Genomic DNA, 16,849 nt, shown 5'->3' with positions numbered 1-16,849 from the left:
CTCACCGCTCCTGCTCAGGCCGGCCGCCCCGCTGGCCGGAGCGGCCGGCCACCACGATCGCAGACCCTGACGCGGGCCCTAATGGCCGGCGTAGAGAGCATCGATGTCGGCGGCGCGGCGGCGCTGCACCACCTCGCGTTTGATCTTCAGGGTCGGGGTGAGCTCACCGTTGGCCTCGGTGAAGTCGTCGGGCAGGATGCGGAAGGTCTTGATCGCCTCCGCCTTCGAGACCGTCCGGTTCGCGCGGTCGACCGCGGTCTGGATCGCACCGCGCAGGGCAGGGTCGTCGCGCAGGTCCGCCACCGACGCGCGCGGATGACCGTGGGCGCTTCGCCACCGCTGCCACGCGTGCGGGTCGATGGTGATCAGCGCGGCGGCGTACGGCTTGGCGTCGCCGACGAGCATGCACTGGCTGACGAGCGGGTCCGCTCGTACCCGGTCCTCCATCGGTGCGGGCACGATGTGTTTGCCGGCCGCGGTCACCAGGATCTCCTTGGTGCGTCCCGTGATCCGCAGGTACCCGTCGTCGTCGAGGTTGCCGAGGTCGCCGGTGCGGAACCAGCCGTCGGGCGTGAACGCCTCGCGGGTTGCGGAGTCGTTGTGCCAGTAGCCCTGGAAGACGACGTCACCGCGGGCGAGGACCTCCCCGTCGTCGGCGATCGCCAACTCCACGCCGGGTAGTGGCCGGCCGACCGTGCCGATCCGCATGGCCGAGGGCCGGTTCACCGCCAGGGCCGGGGAGGTCTCGGTCAGCCCGTACCCTTCCAGCGCCGTCAGGCCGGCCCCGCGGAAGAAGTGTCCGAGCCGCTCGCCCAGGGGGGCGCCGCCGACGATCGCGAGCCGGCACCGGCCGCCGAGCGCCGCTCGCAGCTTCCGGTAGACCAGCAGGTCGAAGGCCCGCCGGAGCAGCCGGAGCATCAGGCCCGGACCGGACGGGCGGTCCAGCGCCTGGCTGTACCGCACCGCCACCTGGTCCGCGATGGCGAAGAGGCGACCCTGGTGGTCCTCGGCGGCCTTCTGCCGCGCCCGGTTGTACATCCGCTCGAACACCCGTGGCACCGCGAGGACGAACGTCGGCCGGTACCGGTGGAGCTGTTGCATCACGCCGCTCATGCTGGCGCTGTGCACCATCGTCGCCCGGGTCTGCACCATCCCGACCTGGATCATCCGGGCGAACGCGTGCGCCAACGGCAGGAAGAGCACCGTCGATGCCCCCTCCTGGAAGATGTCCGGTAGCACCGCGACCGCGTTGCCGACGTCGAGGCTGATGTTGCGGTGGGTCAGCACGCAGCCCTTCGGTCGGCCGGTCGTCCCGCTGGTGTAGACGATCGTCGCCATGTCTGCGCCCGACACCGCGCCGCGCCGGGTCTCCACCTGCGCGTCGTCGACGGTCCGGCCCCGGTCGGCCACCTGGATCAGGTCGCCGGCGTCGATCTGCCACACCTGACCCAGCGCGGGCAGCCTGTCCCGCACGCCGGCGACCATCGCGGCGTGATCCGGTGTCTCCACCACGCACGCCACCGCGCCGGAGTCGGCGAGAATCCACGCCAGCTGCTCGGGACTCGAGGTGTCGTACACCGGAACGGTCACCGCGCCGATCGTCCACAACGCATAGTCGACCAGCGTCCACTCGTAGCGGGTGCGGCTCATCAGCCCGACCCGTGTCCCCGGCTCGACCCCTGCGGCGATGAGTCCTCGCGCCAGTGTCAGCACGTCGTCGCGGAACTGCCGGCAGGTCACCGCGCCCGCGTCGGCGCCGGGCGGCGGCGCGGGCCACGACCGGGCGTCCGGGTTCGGGCGCAGGAACTGCACCGTGTCCGGCTTCCGCCGCGCGTTGTCCCACACCACATCGGCCAGCCCCACCGACTCGCCGCCGGTCACCTTCGGTTCCACCGCGACGCTGCCCCGCATGCCCCGTACGCCCCCTGGCTGTCGATGCGATGTCTCTGCTCGTGTCTCCTGCACGGCATGCCGGGTCGCACCGGTTCTCCCGAGCGACCCGGACGCGCCGAAGCGTCTCCGCGACGCCCTATCGGTTGCTCTTCAGCTTCTTGTAGAGCTGTTCCGGCTCGTGCACGAAGTCGATCCCCTTGTCCCGGGCCCGGGAGAAGTCGTCGATCATGTGCTGGACCTCGCCGGGGGTGAACCGCCGGTCCTCGTCACCTTCCTTCTTCAGCCAGTTGATGACGTCGTCGTAGTTCTTCCAGTCGCGTTTGCCCATCAGGCGCTCGATGTCGGTGACGTCGTAGTCCTTCTGCATCGCCTGGCTGGCCGGGTCGTGGATCTTCATAGCCTGCTCCTTCCAGTGTGACGGTGCTCCGGCGCGCGATTGCCCGAGGCGTACGGGGGCAAACGCTGCGGCCCGGCATGGGACCCTCGTCCGTGGCCGGTACCGGCGGGCAACCGCAGCCGGCGGCACCTCCTGGGAGGGGGACATTCCCGACAGGTCCGGCTCGGACGGGGTCAACCACGCAGCGCGGTGTCTGCCCGGGCTGGGAACCCACAGAGGGACGGACACGTCGTAGGACGCATGACAGGTAGCAGCGTCCACGTACCCGGCCGGACGGCCACCACGGGCATCCCCCGAATCGCGGGCCTGGCCCTCGTCGCCGGGCTGGCCCTGGTCACCGGATGTACGGCGGAACCGGTTCCCCCGCCACATGACCGGGCAGTGTCGGCCGGCGCGTTCCGGCTGGTCGCGTTCGACTCCTGCGCCGAGGCGCTGCAGCAGCTCAAGACCGCTGCCAAGACATCCGTCGGGCCCTGGGGGTTCGGGCCGAACGGGGGCATCCGTACCTTCGGCTGGGCGGAAAAGTCCGGGGTGATGCGGGCGGATGCGGCGTCCGGGGCCAACGGGCAGGTCCCGCTGTCCGCGGCGCCCGGGGCTGAGGGCTCCGGCTATTCGGGCACCAACACCCACGAGGCCGGTGTCGACGAACCGGACCTGGTCAAGACCGACGGCAAGCGGATCGTCACCGTCAGCCGAGGCGCGCTGTACGTGATCGACCCGGCCACCCGCCGGCTGACCGGGAAACTGAAACTGGCACCCGGTGGGTTCGGCGGTGCCGAAGGCAGCCTGCTGCTCCAGGGTGACCGGGCGCTGGTGCTGCTCCGGGAGGGGTGGGGCCCAGTCGTGAAGCCGGCCGTTCCTGAGGGAGGCGGCCGCTTCGCCCCGCCGGGCGCGCCGAAGCCGGATGACATCCCCGGCCCCCGGCTGATCATGGTCGACCTCTCCGGCCAGCCGAAGACCATCGGCGAATACCGGATCGACGGCAACCTGGTGGACGCCCGCCAGGTGGGCGCCACGGTCCGCGTCGTGGTCCGCTCCGCGCCCCGGCTGACCTTCCCGTACCAGGAACGGGCCACCGACGAGCAGCGCACCGCCGCCGCCCGCGAGATCATCGACCACGCCACCCTCGACGACTGGCTGCCCCGGTACGAGGTCACCGCCGGCGGGCGGACCAGCACCGGTCAGGTCGGCTGCGACCGGGTGAGCCGACCGGCCACCTACTCCGGCGCGTCACTGGTGACCGTGCTCAGCTTCGACCTCGGTGCGGCCGTGCTCGGCGCCGGCGACCCGGTCACCGTGCTCGCCGACGGCGACACCGTCTACAGCACCGGACCCCGGCTGTACGTCGCCAACGACCAGCGCTGGCGGGTGCTGCCGATGCTGACCGCGCGCAACGCCGCACCCGATCCGAAGGACGAGACCACCGAGATCTACCAGTTCGACACCTCGGGTCCGGGCACCCCGCGCTACGTCGCCTCCGCGTCCGTACCGGGCTGGCTGATCAACCAGTACGCCATGTCGGAGTGGGACGGGCACCTGCGGGTGGCCACCACCAGCGGCCGTACCTGGGGCGCCAAGCCCGACTCGATGTCCAGCGTGTACGTGCTGCGCGCCGACGGCCGGACGTTGACCCGGGTCGGCAAGATCACCGGACTGGGCAAGGGGGAACGGATCCACGCCGTACGGTTCGTCGGCGGCACCGGGTACGTCGTCACCTTCCGGCAGACCGACCCGCTCTACACCGTCGATCTGCGCGAACCGGCTGCTCCGAAGGTGAGCGGCGAACTGAAGATCAACGGGTATTCGGCGTACCTGCACCCGGCCGGTGACGGCCGGCTGCTCGGCGTCGGGCAGGAGGCCACCGACCGGGGCCGGGTCCAGGGCACCCAACTGTCGCTCTTCGACGTCTCTGATCCGGCCAAGCCGACCCGGATCTCGCAGTATCACGTCAAGAAGGGGCAGTCCGAGGCGGAGTTCGACCCGCACGCGTTCCTCTACTGGCCGGCCGAACGCCTGGTCGTGGTCCCCCTGACCGTCTACGGCCCCAGCATCGTGGGCAGCCCTGGTGCGGTGGACCGCCGTGGTGTCGCGGGCGGGCCCAGCAACGTGGCGCTGGCGCTGCGGGTCGACGACGGCGGGTTCACCGAGGTCGGCGCGGTCTCGCACACGCAGGCCAACGGGAGCCCCTACGACCTGGCGCCGATCCGCCGGTCACTGGTGGTCGACGGAGTGCTCTGGACCGTCTCCGACGCCGGCCTCAAGGCGACCAGCCTCGCCACCATGAAAACCCTCGGCTGGCTGCGCACGGCGTGATCCGCGGGGTGGTGTCCGGGGCGGGCCGCCGCCCCGGACACGCCCGACTCGGCGAGGAGCCCGCCCGACCGGCTTGCCGGTGGGCCAGACTGCAGGGGTGAGAGTCGCCGTGCCGACGATCAGGTGGACGCCGTGGCGGTTCGTGACCGCGTTCGGTGCCGTCAGCCTGCTGTCGGACGTGGTCTACGAGGGTGCCCGGTCCGTCATCGGCCCCTACCTGGCCACCCTCGGCGCGTCGGCGACCCTGGTCGGCCTGGTCACCGGCGCCGGGGAGGCGTTCGCCCTGGCCGGGCGGCTGGGCACCGGGCCGCTCGCCGACCGGACCCGGGCCTACTGGCCGCTCGTGCTGATCGGCTACGCGGTGACCGTGGTTTCCGTACCCGCCCTCGGGCTGACCACCGCGCTGTGGCTGGCCGCGGCGCTGTTCATCGCCGAGCGCGCCGGCAAGGCGATCCGTGGCCCCGCCCGGGACGTGATGATCTCCTACGCCGCCGCGGCCATCGGGCGGGGCAAGGGTTTCGCGGTCCACGAGGCGCTCGACCAGGCCGGCGGGGTCGCCGGGCCGTTGCTGGTCGCCGCCGTGCTGGCCGCCACCGCGCAGCACTACCGGCCCGCGTTCCTCGCCCTGGCGGTCCCCGGCGTGGCCGCGCTGCTCCTGCTGCTGTGGCTGCGCGCCGGCGTGCCCGACCCGCACCGCTTCGAACCGCGCCCGCACCCCGGCGCCGCGCCCGCGCCGGCGAACGCCCGGCTGCCCCGGTCGTTCTGGACCTACCTGGCGTTCACGGTGTTGACCACGGTCGGCTACGCCACCTTCGGCGTGCTCAGCTTCCACCTCGCCACCCGGCACGTCGTACCGCCGGCGGTGGTCCCGGTCGTGTACGCCGCCGCGATGGGCGTCGACGCCTTCGCCGCGCTGGCCTCCGGCTGGCTGTACGACCGGGCCGGCTTCCGGGTGCTGGCCGCCGTGCCCGTGCTGACCGCCCTGATCCCGCTGGCGACCTTCACCACCACCTCGGCGACCGCGATCGCCGGGGTCCTGGCCTGGGGTGCCGTGCTCGGCATCCAGGAGTCCACCATGCGTGCGGCCATCGCCGACATCGTGCCGGCCGCCCGGCGGGGCACCGCCTACGGCATCTTCGCCGCCGGCCTGGGCGGGGCGACCCTGGTCGGTGGGCTGCTCACCGGCGCCCTCTACGACTACTCGATCACCGTCCTGATCGTCACCGTGGCCGGCATCCAGGCCGTCGCCCTGGCCCTGTTCCTCACCACCGTTCGCCCGGCCACCCGGCCCGCCCGCCCCGCTTGAGCGGATCGTCGTGCCCGACGGGGGCCGGACTGGGTACCGTGCCGGGGTGGAGGTTGGATTCGCCCCGCCCGTGTCCGGCTCGTGGGCCACCCCGGAGCACATGATCCACGTCGCCCGCCGCTGCGAGCAGCTCGGATACCACTCGCTGTGGACGTTCCAGCGCCTGCTGGTGCCCGCCGACCTCGCCTGGAGCGAGACCTACCACAGCGTCCACGACCCGCTGACCACGCTGGCGTTCCTGGCGGCGCACACCGCGCGGATCCGGCTCGGCGTCGCGGTGCTCAACATGCCGTTCATCTCGCCGGTGGTGCTGGCCAAGCAGGCCGCGACCCTCGACATTCTTTCCGGCGGCCGGCTCGACGTCGGGCTCGGGCTCGGCTGGGCGGACGAGGAGTACCAGGCGACGGGCGTGAGCAAGCATCGGCGGGGCCAGCGGGCCGAGGAGTTCCTCACGGTCCTGCGCGCCCTGTGGGAGCAGGACGTCGCCGAGCATCGCGGCGAGTTCTACCAGGTGCCGCCGACGCGTCTCGCGCCGAAGCCGGTGCAGCGGCCACACCCGCCGATCCTGCTCGGCGGCCAGGCGCCCGCGGCGCTGCGCCGGGCGGGCCGGCTCGCCGACGGCTGGGTCAGCGGCAGCCAGGCGGACCTGACGGGCATCGGCGAGGCGGTCGCGACGGTGAAGGCCGCCGCGGCGGACGCCGGGCGCGACCCCCGCTCCCTGCGGTTCGTGTGCCGCGGCGCGGTCCGCGTACGTGCGACGACGCCGGCGGGACGCGAGCCGCTGACCGGCACGCTGGAGCAGATCCGGTCGGATCTGGGCCGGCTCGCCGACGCCGGGATCACCGAACTGTTCATCGACCTCAACTTCGACCCGGAGATCGGCTCACCCCGCGCGGACGCGCCGGAGTCGCTGCGCAGGGCCGACGAGGTGCTCGAAGCCCTCGCCCCGACCCGCTGACCCCCGCGTCAGGCCCTCACCCGGCCGGGTCCGCCCCGGACCACGACGACCAGCGGGTCACCCGCACCGCGACCACCGGCCCGGCTGGTGGACGCCGGGCGTACTGGGGGTACTTGTCGGCCAGCGCCGCGCGGACCGCGGCCTCCTCCGCCGGGTCCTCGACCAGCCAGCCGTCCCCGTCCAGGCGGACCCACCACAGCCGCGACCAGTCCTCGTCGTACTCGTCGATCAGCAGGCAGGCCTGGCCCGTCGCCCGGATGTTCTCCAGCCGCCGCAGCCGCTGGTGGCGCTTGGGCTTCTCGTCGACCGCGTGGTAGACGACGTCGCCGAGCAGGACGAAGCAGACCGGCACCAGGTGCGGGCGGCCGTCGGCCCCGACCGTGGCCAGCCGGGCCACCCGGGCCGACCCGACACGCTGCCGGAGTTCCTCGGCGGGCACAGCGCCGACCGTAACAGCGCACGCTCGCTCTCGTGACCACGACGACCGAACCCGCGCGGTGGTGGCCGGGGCGCGGCGCAGCGCCCCGGTCCTGGCGGTCCGGGGCAACTGCCGCCTGCTCCACAACGACGGTCGACCCGGCCGCTTCGGCGCCGGCAGCAACGGCTCCAGCCCCGCCCACTGCACGTCGGTCAGGTCACACCGCCTCGTCACCGCCAGGGTGTCCACGAGGTCTGCGGTTTCAGGTTCTGCTTGGTCGCTGAGCCATCTACCGGAGACCACGCCCATTTTCGATCTCCGACACGCGAAGATCCTCAAGTCAGCTCAAGCCCTGGCGCCGACTTCGACGCACGCCCTAGTCGCGCTTGGGCCAGATGGGGCCCTGATCGGTCCAAACGACACCCTTGTTGCGGCAGAGGCAGAAGGGGTGGCCAATGGGGTCGGCGTAGACGCGGAAGCCGTAGCCGTCGGGGCCGACGCAGTCCCGCTGCAGGGTCGCGCCGAGGGCCAGGATGCGGCGCTGTTCGGCCTCGATGTCGTCGACTTCGAAGTCGAGGTGGAACTGCTTGGGGTGCTCGCTGTCGGGCCACTGCGGGGCGCGGTAGTCCTCCACCTGGATGAAGGCCAGTTCGATCTCGCCGAACTTGATACCGGCCCAGTTCTCGTTACTGCCCTCCTTGACCGGGAGCCCCGTCACCCCAGAGTAGAAGGCTGCCAGCTTCATCGTGTCCGGGCAATCGATGATGAAGTCGGTTAGTCGTAGCATCCCGCGATCTTGCCACAAGATCAAGTGAGCCGGACTTTGAGACAGGCCCTGAGCGATCGCTAAAGGCGTGCTAAGGACGAGCAACCTCTCTCGCCCGTCGACCGTCACCGACGGTGGGACTCGCTCTGCCTGGGATCGGAAGATCGCCTGTGGCGGCGGTCGCCTCGCAGGCAGGTGTGGCGCCAGATCAGGGACACCACCGGCATCGTGGTCGGGGGATGCCAGCGATATCCCTGATCTGGCCGGGCCCCGGTCTTACTGGTCGAGGTTTCCGTGCGCGGCCAGCGACAGGTGCTGCCCGTCGGCCCAGGTCTTGAGCCGGTCGGCGTAAACCTGCTCGATCATCTGGTGGAAGCCCTGGCCGAACAGCACCCGCAGCGGCGGGTTGTCCGAGTCGACGATCTTCAGCAGCGTCTGGGCCGCAGCGGCCGGGTCGCCGGCGGGCTTGCTGCCCGTCATCTCGGCGAGGCGGCGGCGCAGCCCGTCGTAAACCGGCTTGGTCTGGGCCATGTGGCCGTTGGCGAGCGGATCCGGGTTCTTGCCCTTCCGGGTGGCGAAGCCGGCGGGTTCGATCACGGTCACCTTGATGCCGAACTCGGCGACCTCGTGGGCGAGGGTCTCGTTCAGCGCTTCGACGCCCCATTTGGAGATGTGGTACGCGGCGCCGAGCGGCATCGCGATGAGCCCGGCAACCGACGACAACTGGATGAAGTGCCCCGAACCCTGCTCGCGCAGGTACGGCAGCGCCGCCTGGATCACCCACACCGCGCCGAACACGTTGGTCTCGAGTTGGTCGCGCAACTCCTGCTCGGACAGCTCCTCGATCGCGCCGACCTGGGCGTACCCGGCGTTGTTCACGATCACGTCGAGGCGGCCGAAGTGCTCCTTGGCCCGCTTCACGCTCGCGAAGACCGCGGCCTTGTCGGTCACGTCCATCTTCAGCGGAAGCACCGCGTCGCCATACGTGGCGGCGAGCACATCGAGGCTTGCGGTGCTCCGGGCGGTCGCGGCCACCTTGTCGCCGCGGGACAGGGCGGCTTCGACCACATTGCGGCCCAGGCCGCGCGAGGAGCCGGTGACGAACCAGATCTTGCTCATTGTGCGTTCCTTTCGTTGGTCTCTGTCGGACATGGGATGCCAGCGCTACGGATCCTTGTGACAGCTGTGGTCGGTGGTCTGTGCCACACCGGGTGGGCAAGGCTCTGCCATCCGGCCAATTGGCCACGCCACGACACGCCACGTGTCGTGTTGCCACTGGGCGACACGCTATGCATCGCCCCGGCGGCTGTCAACACGGCACGTGTCGTTTCCTGTTAGGCTGCTGGTCATGTCCGCATCGCCCAACCCGCTGCGCCGCAACGAGGCCAGCCGCCGCGCCATCCTGGACGCGGCGCTGCAGCTGTGCGCCGAGATTGGTTACTCACGGCTGACCATCGAAGCCATCGCCGCCCGCGCCGGGGTCAGCAAGAAGACGATCTACCGGTGGTGGCCATCCAAAGGGGCCGTCGTCCTGGAGGCCGTCGATGACGCGGCGACCGTCGCCGACTACCCGGACACCGGCAACCTCGCGACCGACCTGCACAAGCAGCTCACCGCGGTCATCGAGCTGCTCACCCCGCCGGGCAACTCCGCCGTCACCGGGCTCATCGCCGAAGCCCTCCACGACAACGAACTGGCACACGGCCTACGGGAACGGCTCATCCAGCCACGCATCACCGCGTTCAGGGAACGCATGCGCAAGGCCCAGCGCGACGGCCAGCTAGCCGCCGATGCCGATCTGGACGTCGCTCTGGATCTGATCTACGGGCCGGTCTACCACCGGCTCGTCTTCCACCTCGGCATGCCCGACCCCACGCAACTCCAGACGCTCATCACACACGCCCTGCGCGCGTTCAGTCCCACAAGCCCGGCACGATGACCGCCGATCAGCAGACGACCACCAAGGCCGGCTCGTGCCTTTCTCCGGGCTGCGGGCGCGTCATCGTCCGGCTTCCGTTCTCCTGGGGTCGAGGTGGGTGAGCAGATCGCTCACCTCGGTGTGCAGGCGACGCAACTCCGCTGCCGCCGGCGCCGGCTCGTAGCAGTGGTGGTGGGTGGCGGCCGACAGCGCCGCCCAGGTGACGGCGACCCGCCGCGCGACGGCGGGACCCGGCCCGAGCCGGCCGTGCAGCATCAGCCGCTTCGGCCCGCCCGGCCGCAACGCCGCCACCACCGGCCGGGTCCGCCGCCAGTAGGCGTCGACGCCGCCCTCGAGCGCCAACTGGATCAGGTAGGCGCACGTTCGCGGCCACCAACCGGCCGTCCCGTCCGGGTCGACTTCGTCGGCGCCGCGCAGCAACTGGTCGGCCGCCGCCAGGCAGGCCCGTGGCGTCGGCGCGGTCACGACCGGACCTCCGCGCCGCTACGGGGCGCGGGTATCGCGGCGTCGGGAGGCCGCAGCGCCGTCGCGAGGTGGCGGGCGTCCGCGACCAGGCCGGGCAGGTCGAACAGGTACGCCCCGTGCACCCCCGCGCTGCACACCTTGTACGCGGTCGCCGCCCGCGGCCCGTGCCGGCGACTCAGATACCCGAGCACCTCCCGGCCCCGGTCGGGATCGTCGAAGAGCGCCAACGCGACCGTCGCGGGCAGTCGCCCCGACGCGGCCACGACCGCTGCCGTGATCTCCTCGTGCGGCACACCCCGGGCCACCCGTCGCCGCCACACGGTCCGGTGGCAGGCCGCCTCGATCGCCGAGCGGCACAACTCCGCGACCACCGGCCCGCGCACCTCGGCGGGCATCTCCTCGGCGCGCGCCAGCGCGTACGCCTCGTCCAGGTAGCGGGTCACCGGGTCGGCGGCTGGCCGCAGGGTGACCACCGACCGCTCGGCGCGGGTCACCTCGACGATGCGGCACCGACCCGGCTCCAACCCGGCCAGCGCGTCGGGCAGCCGCGCGTCGTGGGTGAAGACCAGCACCTGCCGCTGCTCGGCCAGCTCGGCGAGCACCCGGGCGAGCCCGTCCACCTTGGTCGGGTCCATGCTCTGCACCGGGTCGTCGACGACGACGAACCGGAACGGGCTCTCCGGCGCGCAGCCGCGCGGCAGGAACGTCGCCAGCCCGAGGGCGTGCAGCTCACCTCGGCTCAGCACCCCGAGCGCGGTGCCGCCGTCGGCGTTGACCGGGACCACCACCCGCCGCCCGTGGTCCGTGCCCGCCAGGGTCATCGCGCCCACCTGGACGGTCCTCTCCTGGCGCAGCTGCGTCCAGACCCGCTGCGCGTGCGCCGCCATCGGCGCGAGGCGCTGGTCGCGCAGCTGCGCCCCGGTCGTCGTGAGCCACGCCCGCGCGGACTGCAACCGGGCGACGGCCCGTTCCCGCTCCGGCAGCGTCCCGGCCGCCGCGATCCAGGCCCGCACCTGGTCGGCCGCCGCCGGCCAGCTGGCGTCGCGCCGGCGGAGCAGATCCGTCGCGTACGCCCGCGCGGCCCGCGCCGCCGCGAGCACCGCCGGATACCGCGTGGTCAGATGCTCGGCCAGCTCGTCGGGCCCGCCGGGTGCCAGCCGCAGCGCCGCCGCGGCCGCCCGCAGCTCGTCCACCGGCACCCCGGCGGTGTGGCCGTCTGGCGCGGTCAGGTCCTCGATCAGGTAGTGCGCCCGCTTCAGCAGCGCGGCCAGCCGGGCGGCGGCGGTCTGGGCGGCGAGCGTACGGTCGCGCAGCTCCGCCAGGGACGCGGCCGCGTGGCTCCGCCAGTCGCCGTCGAGGTCGCCCGTCCCGCAGACCGGGCACGGCCCGCTACCCCGGTCGTCGTGGTGCTCGATGGCCAGCCGGAGCAGCTCGGCACTGCGCAGCGACGCCCGCGAGCGGCCGGCGTCGTGCCGTCGCGCCTCGGCGGCGGCCTCCCGCAGCTGCGTGGCGAGCCGGGTCACCTCGTCGGCGTCGGGCAGCCGCATCGCCGCCAGCCGCCGGGACAGCAGTACGGCCTCGTCGGTGCTCGGCTCCGACGGCTCGTCGAGGATCGCGGTCAGCGCCGCCAGGTCGGCCGCACCCGGGGCGTGCAGCAGCGCGACGGCCCGCCGGGCCCGGTCGTCGTCGATCCCGTCGAGGGTGTCGGCCAGGGTGGCGCGCTGTCCGCGTACCTCCTCGATGGCGGCGTCGATGCGGTGCGCGGCGGCCGTCAGGCGGCGGTCGGCGTCGGTGATCGCTCCCAGGCCGAGGATCGCGTCGACGAGCTGGCGCGGCGTGCCGGCGGCGGGCCTGCCCAGCTCGGCGGTGAGGAACGGCCGGTAGAGCGCCAGCGGCCGGGCCAACCCGAGCTCGGCGAGATCCGGGTGGCTGCCGTGTGCGCTGGTGACGGTCACCTCGGCGGCACCCGGCGCGGTGTCCGACGGCCAGGAGCGGACCACCCGGGTGGGCGTGGCCATCCCGTCGACCCGCAGCTCGACGGCGATCCGGCACGGGTCGCCGGCGTGCAGGTTGCGCCAGCCGGTGTCGCGGTCGGCCCGGCGGGCGCTGTCGCCGGTCAGGGCCAGCTCGATGGCCTCGGCGAAGCTGGACTTGCCGGAGCCGTTGCGGCCGACCACCACGGTCAGCCCCGGGCCGGGCTCGACGGCGAGGGTCCGCTCGGGGCCGACGCCGCGGAACCCGGCGACGGTGACCGACGACAGCCAGACCGGTTCCGTCGGCTCGTCGGAGCTGGTGTCCGGTGGCGCCAGCAGCGGCGGCTCGCCGGCGAGCGCCGCGTCCAGGTCGGCCTCGCCGGTCAGTGCGGCGAGGACGAGGTCGCCGGCGTCATCGGGTACGCGGTCGGCGGCGAGCCGGTTCGCGATCAGCTCGACGAGGGATTCGCTGCGCGTCATCAGACCTCCACTTCGAGCAGATGGGGAGGGCGGGGTGCCTGGTCGCGGTTCCGCCCCGGGCGGGGCTGCCGGTGGTGGTGCCGCGACGCTGGGTGACTGCTCTATCTGTTGATCGGCGGTCGCGTCCGCCGTGCAACGTGCCGATCGCAATCAGCCCGCGGGGTGGTCCGGCGTGGCTCCGCGCGGACGAACCGGTCAGCGACACGCGTCACCGCCTCGTCCAGGATGACCCGCCACCGGTCAAGGTCTAGGCTGTGGCCCGCCGCCACCGCACGATCTTCGGGTGTCCTCACAAACCATCGATGATCAACTCGGTGGCCGCCCTCATACCCATGCCACGCCCAACGCCAAAGCCAAGTGACGGTGGAGTACCGGTCCGGATGCGACAACGGAGAGAGGTATGCCATGCGGTTCAACGGCGGTTGGCTGGTGATCCTGACTCTGGGGGGCGTCACGCTCGTGTCGGCTTGCGGCGGCCCGCCGCCTGAGAAGCGGTCGACCGAGGAGCTGCTCGCCATCGGGCAAGCCCGCCTCGACGAGATTGCCATTCCGGCAGGCTGGCAACTCTGGGGCGGCAAGGCGGCAGACAGATCGCGGGGCAAGTTCCACTGGAACCGTGACTACCGGGTCAACACCAGTCCGGACGCGGCGGTTCGCGAACTGGACAAGCAGATCGCGGCGGCCGGGTGGAAGCGTAGGCCCAAGGAATCCTGCCTGAACAGTTCGGGAGTGGCGTGCTGGATGTACGACCGGGGCGGCCTGACCATCACGCAGACAGCGCTCGCGAGCACCACCTGCCCGGCGGGTCACCCGGTCTGTGCTGAGGTGAGCATCTCCATGCGGCAGAACTACGAAGAGCCAATCTGATCAGAGCCAGCCTTGGCGGACCACCTCGGCACACGCCCGGAAACGGCTGCTCACCTTGAGCCGGTCGGTAAAGCTCGGGCCACCACCCGACGCACCGTGCGCGCGGAGAGGACTTCGGGCCGGCCGACTCGTCGGTGAGACTGGCGGCGAATGCCCCAAGCCCGAGTCCGACGATTCCACTACCAGCGCAGACAGGCGAAGTGACGTTGGAGTACTAGGAAGCGTGCTCTTGGTCGGGGCCAGTGGGCGGAGACATCAACGCATGCCAGAGCCGTTGGTATTCGGCCGGTTCGCCGATCGCGGCCCGCTGCTGCGGGTGGTCGACGTAGTGCCGGATCGTGTCGGCGATGAACCATGGGTGGACGTTGTCGATGCGCAGTCGCCGGCCCAGGGGAAGGATGCCCCGGCGGCGTACCAGGTCCGGTTGTGCATAGGTCAGGGCCAGGGTGGCGGCGTTGACCGCGGGTCGGGAAGGGCGGGCGGGTGCCAGGGCCTCCCACGGCACCATCAAGGAGCCGGCGAAGTCGCGTTGAAAGACACCATCCGGTCGCAGCTGGACCGAAATGCCGCGCCAGCCGCCGGCAACGGTTAGAGCGACGGCGACGAGGAGCAGGAACGGCAACACATTGAACAGGCCGACGCCCGCCAGGTGGCCAGTGCCCAGGAACTGCGAGGCCAGGAACGTGATCCCCACGGCCAGGAAGATCTGGAACGCGCTCGGTTCAGTGGCGAACGCCCGAACCTCAGGCTTGACTAGAAAGGCCGCCGGACGTGGTCGCCGCAGGCCGAGCAGGCCCAGCGAAAACGCCAGCACACCGGCGAGGAAGGTCGCGATAAGCAGGATCAAGTCCAGCCAGACTGACAGGCGACGGCCCCAGGCCAGGACCACGGCCAAGACAAGCGAAATGGCGAGGATCAGTCGCCGGTGGCGGACCGTGACGGCGATGACCGTGGTCAACATGCCAGGAGCGTAGTCGACCTCATCCAGGCCCTTGACCCCTCAATTTCCGGATCTTGTCAAACATCTGGTGGGACGCAGGTGTAAAGCGTCAGCCGGGACACGACATCCGGGGATCCAGGACGCGAACCGCACGACGCCGGGCGCGCTTGGCCGAGGCATCGAGGCACGTGCCAGGCGTTGCGGCGACGACCCCGGCCCACCCGAGCCGGGGCCGCCGCTCCCACGGTTTCCTGTCGCGGCCGGGCCGGGTCAGGCGGCGCGGCCGGCCTTGAGCGCCGACGCGATGTCGACGACGCGCCGGGCCTGGTAACGGGCCGCTTCCAGGACCACGTCGCCGGGTGCCCCGTCGCCGACCACGTGCGAGGTGCCGTAGGGATTGCCGGTCTGGAACTGGACGGGATCGGTGTAGCCGGGCGGCACGATGATGCCGCCCCAGTGGTAGAACGTGTTCGCCAACGCCAGGATGGTGGACTCCTGCCCGCCGTGCGCGGTGTTGGAGGCGGTGAACGCCGAGTAGACCTTGTCGGCGAGCTTGCCCTGGAACCACAGGGGGCCGGTGGTGTCGATGAACGCCCGGAGCTGGCTGGCCGGGTTGCCGAAGCGGGTGGGGGCGCCGAACAGCACCGCGTCGGCCCAGGCCAGGTCGTCGACGCTCGCCTCGACCACGTCGGCGGTGTCCCGGATGTGCTGGGCCCACTCCGGCCGGGCGTTGATCGCCTCCGGCGGAGCCAGTTCGGCGACCTTGCGCAGTCGCACCTGGGCGCCGGCCTTCTCCGCGCCCTCGGCCACCGCCCGCGCCAAGGCGTGCACCGTGCCGGTGGAGCTGTAGTAGATGATTGCGACCTTCACGGCTTCCATGATCGTTTTCCTCGCCTCGCAGGTTCGGTCTGGTGATGGCGGCGGGTGCCGCCGGAGCCCGGTCTGCAGCGGGGCAATGCGTACCTGCAGGATGTGAGTGCCGGCCCCGCTGATTGGGCTCAGCAGTAACGACGATCCGACCCCGCCGAATGTGAGGCGACGTCCCGACCTCACAGTTCGGTGCGGTGTTTCGTCTAACTGACGACGGCAGCTGCGACCGAGGGAGCCGGCGACACCATGACCACCCGATCCGGGCCAGGACCCGGCCGGCCCGATCCGGGTTTCCGCGCGATCGTGAGCGAGCGGCGTCGGCTGATCAACCTGGCGTACCGGCTCCTCGGCTCGCTCGCCGATGCCGAGGATGTCGTCCAGGAGACGTACGCCCGCTGGTACGCCCTGTCCCCGCAGCAGCACGACGCCATCGAAACCCCCGGCGCCTGGCTGACCACGGTCGCCAGTCGCATCTGCCTCGACCTGCTCGGCTCGGCACGGGCCCGGCGGGAGCGCTACGTGGGCGAGTGGATCCCGGAGCCGCTGCCCGAACGCAGGGAGTGGATCACCGGTCGGCCGGAGGGCGCCGCCGCCGACCCGGCCGACCGGGTCACCCTGGACGAGTCGATCAACATGGCGTTCCTCGTCGTGCTCGAATCGATGACCCCGGCCGAGCGCGTCGCGTTCATCCTGCACGACGTCTTCCGCTACTCCTTCACCGAAGTGGCCGAGATCGTCGGCCGTACCCCGGCGGCCTGCCGCCAGCTCGCCTCGTCGGCCCGCCGTCGCATTCGCGCGTCGAAGGCTCCCGCGACTCCGGCAGCCCGGCAGGCCGAGATCGTCCGGAACTTCAAGCAGGCGTGGGAGGCCAAGGACATCGCCGCCCTCGTCGGCCTCCTCGACCCCAATGTCACGGCGGTCGGCGACAGCGGCGGCCTGGTCAGTGCCGAGCTGCGCCCGATCGAAGGCGGCGAGCAGGTCGCGCGGGTGCTCGTCGACGTCGTCGGCAGGGCTCCGCAGCTGGCAATCCTGGAGCGTACGGTCAACGGCCAGCCCGGTCTGGTGGCTCAGCTGGATGGCGTCACCGTGACGGTGATCGCGTTCGACATCGCCGGCGACCGGATCACGCAGATCTGGGCGGTCCGCAACCCCGAGAAGCTCCGGCCCTGGACCACGGGCTGACGCGCGTCTGCGGGTCGAACCGCCCGGTGGGGTCGCCGTGCGGAGACGGCCGAGTTCATCCCGGTCCGGGCCGGTGTCCGGG

General features: G+C 71.9%; 15 protein-coding genes. 6 read left to right on the top strand and 9 right to left on the bottom strand.

Translation table 11 applies throughout. From position 1 onward, the window contains the following. Positions 1-78 precede the first annotated feature (78 nt). Entirely contained in the window at positions 79-1,911 is a 1,833-nt protein-coding gene (locus tag ACGFI9_RS09605; protein ID WP_393176910.1) for an AMP-dependent synthetase/ligase, read from the bottom strand. 118 nt (positions 1,912-2,029) lie between these two features. Beyond that, the gene (locus ACGFI9_RS09600) at positions 2,030-2,290 is read right to left on the bottom strand and encodes a hypothetical protein (RefSeq protein ID WP_393176908.1); all 261 of its coding nucleotides are present in this window, start codon (positions 2,288-2,290) and stop codon (positions 2,030-2,032) included. 240 nt (positions 2,291-2,530) lie between these two features. Here ACGFI9_RS09600 and ACGFI9_RS09595 point away from each other — a divergent pair, with 240 nt between their 5' ends. The 3 genes from ACGFI9_RS09595 to ACGFI9_RS09585 all read left to right on the top strand — a co-directional run bounded on the left by ACGFI9_RS09595 (position 2,531) and on the right by ACGFI9_RS09585 (position 6,867). Further along, positions 2,531-4,603 (top strand): beta-propeller domain-containing protein, encoded by a 2,073-nt coding sequence (locus tag ACGFI9_RS09595; RefSeq protein WP_393176905.1) that lies wholly within the window; start codon positions 2,531-2,533, stop codon positions 4,601-4,603. 97 nt (positions 4,604-4,700) lie between these two features. Continuing rightward, on the top strand, positions 4,701-5,909 hold the full coding sequence (locus tag ACGFI9_RS09590) for an MFS transporter (RefSeq protein ID WP_393176903.1): 1,209 nt from the start codon (positions 4,701-4,703) through the stop codon (positions 5,907-5,909). A gap of 46 nt (positions 5,910-5,955) precedes the next feature. Then, positions 5,956-6,867, top strand: coding sequence for a TIGR03619 family F420-dependent LLM class oxidoreductase (locus ACGFI9_RS09585; RefSeq protein WP_393176901.1), 912 nt, complete (start codon positions 5,956-5,958; stop codon positions 6,865-6,867). Between the two features lie 16 nt (positions 6,868-6,883). On the opposite strand, the gene ACGFI9_RS09580 is transcribed toward ACGFI9_RS09585, so the two are convergent. The 3 genes from ACGFI9_RS09580 to ACGFI9_RS09570 all read right to left on the bottom strand — a co-directional run bounded on the left by ACGFI9_RS09580 (position 6,884) and on the right by ACGFI9_RS09570 (position 9,170). After that, positions 6,884-7,306, bottom strand: a complete 423-nt coding sequence (locus tag ACGFI9_RS09580; RefSeq protein ID WP_393176899.1) for a TIGR03668 family PPOX class F420-dependent oxidoreductase — start codon at positions 7,304-7,306, stop codon at positions 6,884-6,886. A gap of 355 nt (positions 7,307-7,661) precedes the next feature. Then, entirely contained in the window at positions 7,662-8,072 is a 411-nt protein-coding gene (locus ACGFI9_RS09575) for a VOC family protein (RefSeq protein ID WP_393176896.1), read from the bottom strand. A 255-nt stretch (positions 8,073-8,327) separates the two neighbouring features. Next, a complete protein-coding gene (locus tag ACGFI9_RS09570; RefSeq protein WP_393176893.1) occupies positions 8,328-9,170 on the bottom strand; it encodes an SDR family NAD(P)-dependent oxidoreductase in 843 nt (280 codons plus the stop codon). Positions 9,171-9,399: 229 nt separating this feature from the next. Here ACGFI9_RS09570 and ACGFI9_RS09565 point away from each other — a divergent pair, with 229 nt between their 5' ends. Beyond that, the gene (locus ACGFI9_RS09565) at positions 9,400-9,990 is read left to right on the top strand and encodes a TetR/AcrR family transcriptional regulator (RefSeq protein ID WP_393176891.1); all 591 of its coding nucleotides are present in this window, start codon (positions 9,400-9,402) and stop codon (positions 9,988-9,990) included. 60 nt (positions 9,991-10,050) lie between these two features. On the opposite strand, the gene ACGFI9_RS09560 is transcribed toward ACGFI9_RS09565, so the two are convergent. Both ACGFI9_RS09560 and ACGFI9_RS09555 read right to left on the bottom strand, forming a co-directional pair. Further along, on the bottom strand, positions 10,051-10,455 hold the full coding sequence (locus tag ACGFI9_RS09560; protein ID WP_393176888.1) for a hypothetical protein: 405 nt from the start codon (positions 10,453-10,455) through the stop codon (positions 10,051-10,053). Continuing rightward, positions 10,452-12,908, bottom strand: coding sequence for an AAA family ATPase (locus tag ACGFI9_RS09555; RefSeq protein ID WP_393176885.1), 2,457 nt, complete (start codon positions 12,906-12,908; stop codon positions 10,452-10,454). The genes ACGFI9_RS09560 and ACGFI9_RS09555 overlap by 4 nt, the downstream gene beginning before the upstream one ends. 405 nt (positions 12,909-13,313) lie before the next feature. Here ACGFI9_RS09555 and ACGFI9_RS09550 point away from each other — a divergent pair, with 405 nt between their 5' ends. Then, the gene (locus ACGFI9_RS09550) at positions 13,314-13,775 is read left to right on the top strand and encodes a hypothetical protein (RefSeq protein WP_393176882.1); all 462 of its coding nucleotides are present in this window, start codon (positions 13,314-13,316) and stop codon (positions 13,773-13,775) included. 214 nt (positions 13,776-13,989) lie between these two features. On the opposite strand, the gene ACGFI9_RS09545 is transcribed toward ACGFI9_RS09550, so the two are convergent. Together ACGFI9_RS09545 and wrbA are read right to left on the bottom strand one after the other, a co-directional pair. Beyond that, entirely contained in the window at positions 13,990-14,736 is a 747-nt protein-coding gene (locus tag ACGFI9_RS09545) for a hypothetical protein (RefSeq protein ID WP_393176879.1), read from the bottom strand. A 249-nt stretch (positions 14,737-14,985) separates the two neighbouring features. After that, entirely contained in the window at positions 14,986-15,597 is a 612-nt protein-coding gene (gene wrbA / locus ACGFI9_RS09540) for an NAD(P)H:quinone oxidoreductase (protein WP_393177856.1), read from the bottom strand. 234 nt (positions 15,598-15,831) lie between these two features. Between wrbA and sigJ the strand changes: the two genes are divergently transcribed. Beyond that, positions 15,832-16,767 (top strand): RNA polymerase sigma factor SigJ, encoded by a 936-nt coding sequence (sigJ, locus tag ACGFI9_RS09535; RefSeq protein WP_393176877.1) that lies wholly within the window; start codon positions 15,832-15,834, stop codon positions 16,765-16,767. Positions 16,768-16,849 lie beyond the last annotated feature (82 nt).

This window comes from Micromonospora sp. NPDC048930 (assembly GCF_043197935.1).
Taxonomy (GTDB): Bacteria; Actinomycetota; Actinomycetes; order Mycobacteriales; family Micromonosporaceae; genus Micromonospora.
This window is presented reverse-complemented; position numbering and strand designations above follow the sequence as displayed.